General features: G+C 63.4%; 14 protein-coding genes. 10 read left to right on the top strand and 4 right to left on the bottom strand.

The window, feature by feature from the left end:
* Window positions 1-21: 21 nt before the first annotated feature.
* Window positions 22-2,145, bottom strand: coding sequence for a TonB-dependent receptor (locus AN936_RS02460; RefSeq protein ID WP_054586758.1), 2,124 nt, complete (start codon window positions 2,143-2,145; stop codon window positions 22-24).
* Between the two features lie 129 nt (window positions 2,146-2,274).
* On the opposite strand from AN936_RS02460, the gene AN936_RS02455 reads away from it, so the two are divergent.
* Both AN936_RS02455 and AN936_RS02450 read left to right on the top strand, forming a co-directional pair.
* A complete protein-coding gene (locus AN936_RS02455; RefSeq protein WP_054586757.1) occupies window positions 2,275-3,744 on the top strand; it encodes an MFS transporter in 1,470 nt (489 codons plus the stop codon).
* A gap of 87 nt (window positions 3,745-3,831) precedes the next feature.
* Window positions 3,832-4,824 (top strand): LacI family DNA-binding transcriptional regulator, encoded by a 993-nt coding sequence (locus tag AN936_RS02450; protein ID WP_120218029.1) that lies wholly within the window; start codon window positions 3,832-3,834, stop codon window positions 4,822-4,824.
* Window positions 4,825-4,896: 72 nt separating this feature from the next.
* On the opposite strand, the gene fixJ is transcribed toward AN936_RS02450, so the two are convergent.
* Together fixJ and AN936_RS02440 are read right to left on the bottom strand one after the other, a co-directional pair.
* Window positions 4,897-5,517 (bottom strand): response regulator FixJ, encoded by a 621-nt coding sequence (gene fixJ / locus AN936_RS02445; RefSeq protein ID WP_054586755.1) that lies wholly within the window; start codon window positions 5,515-5,517, stop codon window positions 4,897-4,899.
* Window positions 5,507-6,916, bottom strand: coding sequence for a sensor histidine kinase (locus AN936_RS02440; RefSeq protein WP_234715713.1), 1,410 nt, complete (start codon window positions 6,914-6,916; stop codon window positions 5,507-5,509). The genes fixJ and AN936_RS02440 overlap by 11 nt, the downstream gene beginning before the upstream one ends.
* Before the next feature lie 217 nt (window positions 6,917-7,133).
* Between AN936_RS02440 and AN936_RS02435 the strand changes: the two genes are divergently transcribed.
* The 5 genes from AN936_RS02435 to AN936_RS02415 are packed head-to-tail and all read left to right on the top strand — an operon-like array spanning window position 7,134 to window position 9,362.
* Entirely contained in the window at window positions 7,134-7,823 is a 690-nt protein-coding gene (locus AN936_RS02435; protein WP_054586753.1) for an alternative oxidase, read from the top strand.
* A gap of 28 nt (window positions 7,824-7,851) precedes the next feature.
* Complete coding sequence (locus AN936_RS02430) at window positions 7,852-8,196, top strand: hypothetical protein (RefSeq protein WP_054586752.1); 345 nt, start codon at window positions 7,852-7,854, stop codon at window positions 8,194-8,196.
* A 35-nt stretch (window positions 8,197-8,231) separates the two neighbouring features.
* Complete coding sequence (locus tag AN936_RS02425) at window positions 8,232-8,681, top strand: globin domain-containing protein (protein WP_054586751.1); 450 nt, start codon at window positions 8,232-8,234, stop codon at window positions 8,679-8,681.
* Window positions 8,659-9,078: a group III truncated hemoglobin gene (locus AN936_RS02420; RefSeq protein WP_420496828.1), complete on the top strand. Its 420-nt coding sequence runs from the start codon at window positions 8,659-8,661 to the stop codon at window positions 9,076-9,078. Before AN936_RS02425 ends, AN936_RS02420 begins: the two co-directional genes overlap by 23 nt.
* On the top strand, window positions 9,075-9,362 hold the full coding sequence (locus tag AN936_RS02415) for a DUF1971 domain-containing protein (RefSeq protein WP_054586750.1): 288 nt from the start codon (window positions 9,075-9,077) through the stop codon (window positions 9,360-9,362). Before AN936_RS02420 ends, AN936_RS02415 begins: the two co-directional genes overlap by 4 nt.
* Window positions 9,363-9,620: 258 nt before the next feature.
* Here the strand turns inward: AN936_RS02415 and AN936_RS02410 are convergent, their stop codons facing one another.
* Window positions 9,621-10,151, bottom strand: coding sequence for a hypothetical protein (locus AN936_RS02410; RefSeq protein WP_054586749.1), 531 nt, complete (start codon window positions 10,149-10,151; stop codon window positions 9,621-9,623).
* Window positions 10,152-10,452: 301 nt separating this feature from the next.
* On the opposite strand from AN936_RS02410, the gene AN936_RS02405 reads away from it, so the two are divergent.
* The 3 genes from AN936_RS02405 to AN936_RS02400 all read left to right on the top strand — a co-directional run bounded on the left by AN936_RS02405 (window position 10,453) and on the right by AN936_RS02400 (window position 12,916).
* Complete coding sequence (locus AN936_RS02405) at window positions 10,453-10,890, top strand: hypothetical protein (RefSeq protein WP_145985924.1); 438 nt, start codon at window positions 10,453-10,455, stop codon at window positions 10,888-10,890.
* A 35-nt stretch (window positions 10,891-10,925) separates the two neighbouring features.
* Entirely contained in the window at window positions 10,926-11,321 is a 396-nt protein-coding gene (locus AN936_RS25870) for an energy transducer TonB (protein ID WP_084758125.1), read from the top strand.
* A gap of 107 nt (window positions 11,322-11,428) precedes the next feature.
* Entirely contained in the window at window positions 11,429-12,916 is a 1,488-nt protein-coding gene (locus tag AN936_RS02400; RefSeq protein WP_054586747.1) for a hypothetical protein, read from the top strand.
* The last annotated feature ends 88 nt before the right edge of the window (window positions 12,917-13,004 follow it).

Genomic DNA, 13,004 nt, shown 5'->3' with positions numbered 1-13,004 from the left:
CGCTGCGCTCGCCCCTCCTGATCAATCGATGGTGGTGCGCAAGCGCAGGCCGATGGTGCGCGGATAAGGTCCGGCGAGCAGCAGACTGTTGCGAACGAAAGACGGACCGCGTTCGTCGGCGAGATTCTCGCCGAAGATCGAAAGTTCCCAGCGGTCCGTGCGGATTCCCGCACTGGCATTGTAGAGCGAGTAGGGCCGGACGACATAGCCGTCGTACATGACCCGGCTGCTGGTGCGGCTGGCCGCACCGTTGAGGAAGAAGCGCAGGTCGCCGCTGCCGAGCGGCCGCTCGAAATCGGCATCGAGACGATAATTATACTTCGCTGTGCTCGAGAGGCGCTCGCCATTGGCGACGTTGGGAAGCGAGGCGGTGACGGCGGGATAGATGTCGCGGAATTCGCTGTCGTTCCAGTTGGCGACCGCGCCGAGATTGAGGCCATCGATCGGGGTGCGCCACCGCGCTTCGAGATCGACCCCCGTCGTGCGGGCTTTGCCGACGTTCGCGAACGCGGAAACGCCGAACGGCGTGAGACCGAATTGCAGATCCTTGAAGTCGATGCGGTAGACGTTGAGCCCGAGCTGGACGCGGCCGTCGGCGAGCTTCGCCTTGATGCCCGCCTCATAGTTGGTGAGCGTATCGGGAGCGAGCGCGATCGAGGACGGAATTCCCGAGGCCTCGACCAGCGAGGCCTGGAACGGCGTCTGGGTAATGCCGCTCCGGAATCCCGTGCTGACCGTCACGAAGGCGGTCAGATCGTCGGTCGGGAACCAGGAAAGGTTCGCGCGCCACGTCACCTTGTCGGGTTTGGTTTGCCCCGAGCCCGTTCCGGTCAGGATCGAGTCCGCATCGAAGCGTCGATTGTCCTTGTAATAGCGGATGCCGACCAGCGGCACGAGCTTGCCGCCGAACAGATCGTAGCTGATTTCGCCGAAAGCGGAATAGTTGCGGGTCCGCGTATCGTTGAACCCACTGATGGTGAGCGCGGTCAAGTTGGCATCGAAGCTGAAGAGCGCCTTAGCATTCTGGTAGAAACCGCCGACCAGCCAGTGGAACGGACCATCGCCGTTCGAGCGAAGCTGGATTTCCTGCGCGAAGCTGCGCGCATCATAACCGTTGAAGAGCGCGCCGGTGCCGAGCGGTCCGAAGGTCTGTCCGGTCAGATAGCCATATTCGGCATCGAGATAGCTGGTCGAACTGCTGAGGATCGCGGCGCCGGCGTCATATTCGACCGACACGCTGTAGAGATCGAAATTCCCGTTCTCATATCCGCGCGTGGTTCCGCTGAACCACTGCTGGGCAGGCTCAAGCTGGTTGATGCTCTGCGTATAATTCTGGCGCGGTTCCCAGTGCGCGGCCTGCGCCCGGATGCGCAGCGCGTCGGTCGGCTGCCAGAGCAGGACCGCCCGCACGTCGCGGTTGGTGACGTCGTTGGCATTCTTGAACGACGGCCCACCGGTCGCCGGCGTCTCGCTGAAGATATCGACATAGCCGGCACGCTTGTCATAGCCGCCGCTGATGCGGATCGCGAGCCGATCCTTGATCAGCGGCACCGAGATCGCTGCCGACACCCCGTAGTTCAGCGCGCTCGCATCATCCATCTTCGCGATCGTCGCCTCGCCGCGCATCTCGAAATTGTCGAGATCGGGCTCGCGCGTATGGTAGATGATCGTGCCCCCTGCCGAACCCTGCCCATAGAGTGTACCCTGCGGCCCGCGCAGGACCTCGATGCGGTCGATATCGATGAAGCGGAGCGGCGGCGCGATCGGCGAATTGGGAATCGCGAAGGGAACGTCGTCGATATAGTAGCCGATCGGCGAGTCGCCGATGCCGCCCGCGGCTCCCACGCCGCGCAGCGAGAAGGTCTTGATCACCGAGCCGACCTGTTCGCCCGGCGAAGCACCCGGGATCGAGTTCACAAGATCGGTCGTCTCGCGGATTCCGCGCTCTTCGAGCTGCTCGCCGCTGAAGGCCTGGATCGCGAGCGGCGTGTCGATCAGCGACTGCGAGCCCTGGCGCGACGCCGTCACGACGATGTCGCTGTCACTGCTTTCCGTCGTGGAAGCTGCATCTTGCGCCATCACCGGAGTGATCAATGCGATATGTGCAATGCCGGTAAAGGCGGCGGCGGTCAGGCGGCGTGTCATAGGTCCTCTCCCCATAAGCTGCGAATCCGCGATGGAATACGCAATCGATTGCGTGCGGTTTACGCAATCGATTGCGCAGTTGTCAACTCTCTGTTACCCGGCGGCAACGAATGTAGGTGGAGAGCACGCATGACAGGACCGACCGACCTTCCGAAAGGCGCCAAAGTCGGCACTTCGACGAAGCTTTATTACGGGAGCGGTCAAGCCGTCGACGCCATCGTCCAGGCGATCGTCAACACCTTCCTCCTCTTCTATCTCACCGCCGTATGCGGGATGTCGGGGGCTGCCGCCGGCAGCATTTTCCTGATCTCGCTTGGCGTCGACGGGTTGCTCGATCCGTTCATCGGGCGGCTCTCGGACAATTGGCGGTCGCGCTGGGGCCGCCGCCTCCCCTTCATGACGATCGCGCTTCCGCCCATGATGATCGCCTCGGCGCTGCTGTTCACGCTCCCCGCCAATCTCGCCGGCGGCGCCCTCTTCGCTTATGTGCTGGCGCTCAACATCGTCCTGCGTGTCGGCCTGTCGGTTTTCGCGCTCCCTCATTCGGCGCTGACCGCCGAACTCAGCGACGATTATGGCGAGCGCTCGATTATCAGCACCTACCGGGCCCTGTTCATCGTGCTGGGCACCGCGGCCGCGCTTCTCCCCGCCTTCGGCTTCCTGTTCGCCGAAGACGGCGCGCTCCAGACCCGGCCGCCCTACCAGTGGCTCGGGCTCATGACCGCCTGCCTGATCGGCGGGTTCGGGTCGGTCTGCGTGGGGGGGATCTTCAAGACCGTGCGCAGGCTGCCGATGCCGCCCGGCGAGGCGACGGGCACCGGCTTCCTGTCGGACATGGCACAGCTGTTTCGCAATCCGTCCTTCGTGCCGATGTTCGGCGGCGCGGTGCTGGTGCTGGTCGGCCAGGGCGCGACGACGGCGCTCAACCTTCACGCGTACCGCTATTTCTGGGAGCTGCCGACCGCCTATATGCAGCTGCCGCTGCTCGTTCTGCCGCTCGGCATGCTGCTCGGAACCCTCGCCGCAGGCCTCTTGCTGCGGCGCATCGAAAAGCGCGACGGCGTCGTCGGCGCGATCACGCTGCTCGGCGTCTACCAGATCGTCATCACCCTGCTCGCCGTCACCGGCGTCATTCCCGCGGGGTCGATGATCGCGGTCGTTCTCGTCGCGATCAGCGGCTTGCTCTTCGGCGGCTGCGGCGCGCTCTGCTTCGTCTGCTTCTACTCGATGATCGCCGACGCGGTCGATGAGCATGATCACCTCTTCGGCGTGCGCCGCGAGGCCCTCTATGCCGCGGCGCTGATGGTCGGAGCCAAGGCTGCCACCGGTCTCGGTGCCTTCCTTTCCGGACTCGGTCTCCAACTCATCGGGTTCGTGGCGCCGGCGAAAGCGAGCGGGATCGTCCCGCCGGATATCGCCACGTCGGTGGGTCTCCTATGGGGCCTCGGCGGCGCGCTGGTCGTGCTCGCGGCCATCCCCTTTCTTCGGCGATACAGGATCGATCGGTCGCATCATGCGGCGGTCCTCGAAAGCCTTGCGGCGCGCAACGCCGATCACAACACGGCACCGAATTTGACGCCGGACCTTGCGCAGGCCTGATCGGCGGTGCAATCGATGGCGTAACGCAGACGGGCGAGTGGAATGGAACTGGAAAAGGTGCGCCCAAAGTCGGGCCGGGCAGTCAAGATGACGGACATTGCGCGGATCGCGGGGGTATCCTCGTCGACCGTGTCGCGGGCGCTTGCCGATCATCCCACCATTCCCGAGGCGACGCGAAATACGATCCAGGCGCTGGCGAGAGAGCATGGCTATGTCGTGAACCGCGCCGCGCGGAACCTGCGCCAGAGCCAGACGCAGACGATCGCCGTCGCGGTCCCGCTTGGCCACGAGCGCGAGCAGCTGATTTCAGACCCCTTCTTCCTGCGCCTGTTCGGACATCTCGCCGACGAGATTTCGCAGCGGCGCTACGACATCCTGCTCGTGCGCGAGCCCTCGCCCGACGCGCATTGGCTAGGGCGCCTCGTTCAGTCGCAGCGCGCCGACGGCTTCATCATCGTCGGGCAGAGCGACCAGCATCAGGCCCTTAACCTTGCGGCCCGCGACTACCGCCCGCTGGTCGTCTTCGGTTCAGAACTGCCAGATCAAATCTATTGCTCCGTCGGCTCCGACAATTTCGAGGGCGGCCGGCTTGCCACGGACCATTTGCTCCGATCCGGCCGCAGGCGCATCCTGTTCCTCGGTCCCGCCGAACTGCCGCAGATCGACCTCCGGCTGGACGGTTACCGGCAGGCGATCGGCGATCATGGCCTGTCGGTCGACGAGAGCTTCGTCCTGCCCGCGCATTTTACGGGACCCTCGGCCCATGACGCGGTGCGCGATCTTCTCGCGCGGGGGGTGGAATTCGACGGCATCTTTGCGGCCTCTGACGGCATCGCGCTGTCCGCGATCCGCGCGCTTGAGAGTGCAGGCATGCGCTGCCCTGACGACATCTCCGTCGTGGGTTTCGACGACAGCGATCTCGCCTCGCAATCCCATCCGGCGCTAACCACCATTCGGCAAGATGTCCCCGGTATCGCGGCGACGATCGTCGATCATCTGTTTCGACGGCTGGAAGGGGAAGGCACCTATTCGTCGACGCTGCCGGTGAGCCTCATCCTCCGGGAATCCGCTCCCGGCTGAAAACACAGATGGCCGAAACCAGACTTTCCGCTAAGCGATGAGGCGACGGCAAAAGCGGCCCATAAGCGCTCGCTATCGCGGCGCGTCGAGCTGGATGATCGTCGCCATCCGCACCAGATCGGACAATGTCTTCGCCTGCATCTTCATCATCGCATTCGCGCGGTAGACCTCGACCGTCCGCGCGCTAATTGAAAGATCGAAAGCGATGGCCTTGTTCGCCTTGCCGGCAACAAGACCGTCGACGACTTCCCGCTCACGCGCCGAAAGCGCGGCCATCCGTTCGAGGATTGCCTGCCGTTCGGCCCGCGCACTTTCGCTCCCGGCCTGCACCGTCAGCGCGCGCCGGATGGCGCCGAGCATGACCTCGTCATCGAACGGCTTCTCGATGAAATCGGCGACACCCGCCTTCATGGCCTGAATGGCGAGCGGAACATCGGCATGGCCGGTGATCATGATGACCGGGACTGCCGCGCCTCGCGCCTTCAGCGCCTCGACCAGCTCGATACCGCTCGTGCCCGGCATCCGCACATCGGTCACCACGCACGCGCCTTCGAGCGGCGGCGAGGCTTTCAGGAACGCATCGGCGGACGCGAAACCCCGGACGCGAATTTCGGCACAATCGAGAAGAAACTCGAGCGAGCCTCGAGCGCCGTCGTCATCGTCGATCACATAGACGATCGGATCACTCGCCATCATATAACTCCTCTTGACCCATCCTCGGCAAGGTGAAGCTGAACTGTGCCCCGCCGCCAGGTGCCGGATCGACCCAAATCTTTCCGCCATGCGCTTCGATGATCGTGCGCGAGATCGACAAGCCCACGCCCATACCGGTCCGCTTCGTGGTTATGAAGGGCTGAAACAATTGCGCCGCGACGGCCGGGGCAATGCCGGGGCCATTGTCGGTCACGGTGACCCGGGCCATGTCACCATCGGCCTCGATCGCTATCGTCAGCTTGCGGTCCCCGGCAGCCGTTTCGGCAAAGGCGTCGACCGCGTTGCGGACGAGGTTCAGCACCACCTGCTGTATCTGTACCTTGTCCACGAGCACCAGATCGACGGCGGTATCGAAGGCGAAGCGAATGCGAATATCATGTTCGCGCGCGCCGACCAGCGCAAGCGCGCTCGCTTCTTCGACCAGCTTGGGCAGGCTTTCGACGGCGCGCTCGGTTTCGCCGCGCGCGACGAAATCGCGCAGCCGCCGGATGATGTCGCCCGCGCGTAGCGCTTCCGCGGCCGCTTTTTCGACGGCGTCGGCCAAGCGATCGTGCGGGACATCGTCGCGCGCAAGCAGCATCCTGCTGCCCCTGAGATAGTTGGCGACCGCCGACAGCGGCTGGTTGATCTCGTGCGCCAGCGCCGATGCCATCTCGCCCAGACTGGTAAGGCGGGAGACGTGGACCAGTTCGTTCTGCAGTTCCTGCAATCGCACCTCGGCCTCCTGACGTTCGGTGAGGTCGCGAATGAAACCGGTGAAGAAGCGCTCGCCGCCGGCTCGCATCTCCCCGACCGATAATTCGATCGGGAAGGTCGATCCGTCGCGCCGTTCGCCGACGACCACCCGACCGGTTCCGATGATCCGCTTCTCGCCGGTCCGGTAATAACGATCGAGATAATCGTCATGCGCGGCGCGATAGGGCTCGGGCATCAGCATCCGGACATTCTTGCCCACCGCCTCTTCTGCCCGCCAGCCGAACATGCGTGTCGCCGCCGGACTGAAATCGCGGATCGCTCCCGCCTCGTCGATCACAACCATGGCGTCGGGGACGGTTTCGAGGATCGAACGCAAATGAGCCTCGCGTCCCGCCAGCGCCGCGGCTCCCTCCTCGGTTTCGACGCGGGCGTGTTGGAACCACTCGCCGCCCAGCGAGATCGCGAGCGAGATCACAAAGAAGGATCCGGCGGCGATCAGGCTGCCGCCCTCGACGGGTCCGATGCGGCTGTCGCACCATAGGCCGGCGGCCGCCCCAGCAAGCGCGGCGAGCGTGCCCGCGCGCAGCCCGGAAAGCGCGCCCGCGACCACGACCCCCGGCACGAAAAAGATGAAGGTCGCGCGCTGACCAAGCTCGGCCGCGAATAGGAGGCGAACCGCCATGCCGGCCGCGACGAAAAGCAGGGCGATGCCAAAGGCGGCCAATACCGGAAGGCGCGGAAGAAAGCGGCTCGTCAGGCGGGCACGGCGGACCTCCGGTAAATCCCTTAGGGGAGATACGGTAGGGACATCATCCAAATTTCCGTGCTCCTCGTTCAGGCCTATTTCGTCTCCATCGACGGCATCTATGAACCCCTGCCGCCGGAACGGAGATGTTCCAATGACTGCACCTTTCATCGATCTCAGCGTCCATCACAACCCCAAGGGCATGTCCGATCGCGTCGCTTATGGCTTCACCAAGGTCCTGCGCTGGTGCGCCGACACCTTTTTCGCCGAGCGTTACGGCCACCGCGCTGTCGTTCTCGAAACGGTTGCCGCGGTTCCGGGGATGGTCGGCGCAACGATCAACCATCTCGCATGCCTGCGCCGCATGTGCGACGACAAGGGCTGGATCAAGACGCTCATGGACGAGGCCGAGAATGAGCGCATGCACCTGATGACCTTCATCGAGATCTCGAAGCCGACGCTCTTCGAGCGGGCCGTGATCATCGGGGTGCAGTGGGTGTTCTATGTCTGCTTCTTCGCGCTCTACCTGATCAGTTCCAAGACTGCGCACCGCGTCGTGGGCTATTTCGAGGAAGAGGCGGTGATCAGCTACACGCATTATCTCGCCGAGATCGACGAAGGCCGCAGCGCCAATGTGCCGGCACCGAAAATCGCGAAGGACTATTGGGGCCTCCCCGCCGATGCGACGCTACGCGATGTCGTCCTGGTGGTTCGCGCCGACGAAGCGCACCACCGCGACGTCAACCACGGCTTCGCCAACGAGCTTGCCGGCCTGCCCGTCGGCCCGGTGGCCGAGTGCCCGCCGCACGTGACGCTGGAACCCAACTGGAAGAAGGCTGCCTGACCGCGGCTCCGGGCAACGGAGGAAGGACATGGACCACCCTGTGATACTCTTCGCGAGCGATCCTGCCCTTCTTTCCGCACTCCGGTTTTCGCTGACGCTCGAAGGGTTCGACGTTCGCGGCGACGCCGAACGCCCCACAAGCCGAATGTGCCTGGTCATCGACCAGGGTTTTCGCGGCGACGGACTGGCATGGCTCGCCAGCCTCCGCGCGGAGGGGAACGCGTCGCCGGCCATTCTGCTTGTGACGCACCCTGACCGCACCCTCCGCGCCTCCGCCGCGGCGCTCGGCGCCCGGCTGATCGAAAAGCCGCTGACGGGCGACGAACTGACGGACGCCCTGACCGATATCCTGACCTATCATCCCGCCGCCTGACAGCCGCGGCACCAATCGAGACAAAGGAACACAGCATGCGCACCGCCTCTCCCCATGCCATGACCATCGTCAAATCGACCGCGCCGGCACTTGAGAAGCATGGCGTCGAGATCACTACCGCCATGTACGCGCGGCTCTTTCGGGATCCCGCCATCGAGGCCCTGTTCGACAAGGCCGCGCAGAGCAGCGGCGAGCAGCCGCGACGGCTTGCCGGTGCGATCCTTGCCTACGCCCGCAACATCGACAAGCTCGCGAACCTTGGCCCGGCCGTCTCGCGAATGGTCGCGCGCCATGTCGAAACCGGCGTCAAGGCCGAGCATTATCCCTATGTCGCCGAAGCCTTGCTTCCTGCGATCCGCGATGTACTCGGCCCCGATGTCGCGACCGACGAGGTGCTGGCGGCCTGGGGCGAAGCCTATTGGATGCTCGCCGACATTCTCATCGCCGCAGAGGCGCAAGCCTATGAAGACGCCGTGGCGGCCTGATATGGAAGACAGGATGAGACTTGAGCTCTCGGAGCAGGACCTCACGAAACTCGTTCCGGAATTTTACGCGCGCGTCAGGGCCGATCCGGTTCTGGGTCCAATTTTCGATGGCGCAATCGACGACTGGGACGAGCATATTGAAAAGTTGCAGGCCTTCTGGTCGTCCGTCATGCTCACGAGCGGGCGGTATAAGGGGCAACCGATGGTCGCCCATCTGCGCCACGAAGGCGCCATGAGTGCGGCCAATTTCGACCGCTGGCTCGCCTTGTGGCAAAAGACGACGGGGGATATTCTCGACCCGGACAATGCAGCCGCACTTCAGGCGAAGGCGGCGCGGATCGCCGAGAGCTTGCAGCTTGGCGTCCAGTTTCAGAGCGAACGATTGGCGAGATCGTGACGAAAGCCTTGCCCGCCGGTCTGCAATCCTACAAGCGGACCGCCACATTCACCGAAGCTACGACACCCGCCGCCTTGATGAACGATCATTCGACGAAAGAGGGCGTCTGGGGCTTGATTCACGTCGAAGAGGGCAGCTTGTACTATCTGGTGACCGATAGCCAGCGCCAGTCCTCCCAACAAATCCTGACATCCGATTGTGGTCCAGGCATTGTGGAACCGACGATAATACACAAGGTGGAGATCATCGGGCGGGTGCGGTTCTTCGTCGAGTTTCTGCGCTGAGGCATCGAGGCAGCGGCTGGCCGATAGCGGACAGGCGGCTTTCTAGTGCAAACACAGGCAAGCGGCCGCTTCAGCATCGACAAGGGCACGGCTCGTCGCGCACATGAGGATGCTTCCTTTCGCTCGGCGCGGCAGTGCCACTCAAGGCGACCGATGTCTTTATAAGAGCTTGGCGGCAGCACTTCCATTGCTGAGGAATGCAAACGACTGCACCAAGTTGCGCGGAATTCGGACACAAGACGACTGCAGTACCGGTCCCTATTTCCCCTTCGGTCTCAAAACGATGAAGCCGCTGGACTGATAGCGCGTGGTTTGCATTTCGGCCGCGATATCCTGTCCCGCGGCGCGCAGGGCCTCGCCAGATGTGAAGTTGCAATTCACATCCATGCCCGGACGGGCGGCCGTCGGTTTGCAAAGAGGTAGGAACACCCGAATAATGCCCCGCTCGATCGAAGCGATGAAATAGCGATATTCTCCTGGCTTCTCGGTTGTCTGCACGAGATACAGGTCCGTTCCTTCGCGAGGCGAATCGAGCGGTGACAACGTAAACGCCATTTCGCGATTTTCAGCGTCTAGAAAACGGAACTCTTTCCCCTGTTTCCGTACGATACGGGCGGATTCAGGCAAACCGTCGAGTGCCATGGTGTAATCACCGGCGATTTCTGGCGCGGCTGCGCCGCTTACCGGCAGAAGTGGCGCGGCCGCCTTCCACTCGCAGCTTCCCAAACTCAGTGAAAATACAAGCAAGGCAACAGCCTTGTACGCACGAGAAATCATCATCGCCCCCATCGTCCAACCTCATCTCCCGATCTATGCGATGGTTTGCAGCGACGATGCAATGTGGAATGACAACGGCGACGCGTGCGCGACGTCATGCACTGGGGGCCGGGACAAGCGCCAGTGAAATGAAATACTGGGTGATGCCAACTCCGCGCATCGAGATTTCCGAGGTTGGGTAGCGCAGGCGCGCACTTCTCTCAGAGACCAAGCCTGCCCGGACGGACGACAACGATTAAGCGCTCCTCCACTTTTCAGGTGACGAGGATCAAAATCTCGCTAGTCGTGGTGCCGAATTCATTGGGGGGAATCAATGAAATACAGATCAGTTATGCTGTGTCTTGCGGTGACTTTTGTCCCATCGGCGGCTCAGGGAGCCGGACTTCGATGCAAGCCGGATACGGGGCAGCAGACGTTCTTCAGCGGCGGCGAAGCGCAGACTATACCTTCCAAAGTCACGGCGGCCGACGGCTTCGAGGTCGTCGTGGACGGAGGCGGCCGGCCCGACATCGTCTGGAACCGGGAACAATGGGGTTTCAAGTCGGCGCGCGCTGGCTCGATCGACATCAATTTTCTGCAGCAAAGCAGTATTGCGGGCGATTTCGGGCTGATCGGAGGGGGTGCCAATCTGAGCTATCTGCTTCACGTCAACGCGGACGACAGCGGGACAAAGCGCTATGTCCTGACGGCCACTACATTCGTCGGCACTTACGCCGTCGTGAGCGAAGCGGGTGTCTGCAGTGACGCCTGATCAGCATTAAGGCTGAAACACAAAAACGAGTGGTAATGATGAAAAGACGAATCCTCTGCATCGCAGCCTGCGCGGTGATTTCCGGAGCGTCAGGAACAGCCTTGGCACAAGGCTCTGCGCCTGCGACCGCCGCGTGCCCCAAGCGTTTTGCGGATCCCGAACCGCGCGGCCAGTCGGGATGGATTACGATGGAAGATTATCCACAGCGCGCGCTTCGCGAAGGACGTGGTGGCCGAGTTCGTTATCGCGTCAATGTGACCGTCGCGGGCCGCGCCGAGAATGTAGAGATATTGGAAAGCTCGGATAGCGATCTCGCTGTCGCGACGACGAGGGTCCTCACTCGGCGCGCGCGATTCACGCCAGCAATCCGCGACTGTCAGCCTGTACCCGGAGAACATGAGGGTTCGCTCACCTGGGCCGCGCCCGAGTAATGCGGGCTACGGCATACTGGGCGGGGTTGCTTGCGTACGGCGCTTTGCTTTCCGACTCTGCATTTGCCCAGACAGCGGCCCCTACCCCCCTTGCCGCGGCGTGCCGCGTGCGCGTAACTGTCCTTGAAAATTACTCGCCCTTCCGTCCTGCCGTTGCAGCCGGCAACAAGCTGCTGGCGGCTGCGGCGAGTGGGGACGTTCGAGTTCCTCTCGCCACATTCGATCGCGCGCTCGCAGCGGCTCTCGATACCGTTCCCAGCGAAGAGGCCGCGGTTTTCGCGCTGACCGATGCAGAGCGGATCGTCGAGATGATCGAGAGATGCGCTGATGCGAGCGGAACGCCCCGCGACAAGGCAGCGCGCGCGGCAATGTCGCTCGAGGCGGCCTATCGTCGCAACCTCGCGACGATGCAGCGAAGCGACTTCGCAGAACGCCTGCTCCGCTCGCCGCGCGCGAAGGCTGTTCTGCTCAGCTCGTCTGGGGGCGAGGCTGTGATGGCTGACGCCCAAGCGATCAAGGCTGCGAACAGCGCGGCGCGGCGCGAAGCGCTGCTGGCCGAGTTTCAGAGAGCTGAAGAACGCCGAGCGCGGATCGAGGCAGAATGGCGTGAGAAGGAAGCACGGCTCGCTGCCGAGAATGCTGAGAGGCGCCGCCTTATCGAAGCGCCGATCCGGGCATCAGAGGCAATTTGGCGGGCCGGCGCCAGTGCACCAGCCGCAGGTGCGCAGCTCTGTGCCGACGACCGCATTCACGGCTACGCGGGGCGCCGCAAGGACGCCGACTGGATGATGCTGATTGAGGCAGAGATTGGACGATGCGCCCGTATCTCCGACCGCACCGACGGGTCCTTTTTCATGGGCCTCGCGCTCGGAACCACAGTGACCGATGAGCAGCTCGCACACGCGGCGGGGCGCGCGCTGATGTGCCTGTCGACGAGCAATGAAAAGCAGCTGCTCGACAATATTGGCCAGCTCACCGACCAATTGTTTACTTCGAGCATCGGCAAGACCGGCATGCGCGCGCAGCCCGTCTGGAGCGAGCGCACCGGTGCGCGGGGCCGGATCGTCCAGATTCGCTGCGATCTGACGATGACGCTGTTCGGCATCGATTTTCACCAAGCCCAGCAGGCGCTCGCGGGCGGCCTCGAAGCCGACGCCTCCTCGTTCGTCGAATATGAACTGGCGAACGGTGTGCTCAGCGCGGTGCGGACGCACTTCGTTCTCTCGGGGACATCGCGCACCGAGAATTGGAGCAATGACACGACCCATTATTGCGATGCATCGCTGAGCCAGGCTGACGCGGTTGCCGCCATGCAGCGGGGCGGCGGCTGGAAGCAGCTGGGCGTCCGCCCTTGGACCTATGCGATCCGAAACGACGCTCTAACCAGAGCGCTGGTCGGGCCTCAGAGCAGCGGAGTGGGTAGCTGGTTCACCATGCAGCGCGGCGCCGTGGTCCTCGACATCTACAATACGCGGTATTCCGGACCGATCCTCGGCGAAAACGGCAATTGCGGAGGCGGCGCGGTCGATCGCTTCGCCATGCTGGCCCCGGTGCGTGCGAAGCGCGTACAGGTCGGGACACCGATTGCTTGGTAATACCGGGGCCGCGGAACTTGGCCGGTGCACGAACCGCTCCGCGGATTGGCGCTAGCCTCGATGTAAAGCGGTCCCGCGAGCGCCGCGC

The organism is Sphingopyxis macrogoltabida, from assembly GCF_001307295.1.
In the GTDB taxonomy this organism is placed as follows: domain Bacteria; phylum Pseudomonadota; class Alphaproteobacteria; order Sphingomonadales; family Sphingomonadaceae; genus Sphingopyxis; species Sphingopyxis macrogoltabida_B.
This window is presented reverse-complemented; position numbering and strand designations above follow the sequence as displayed.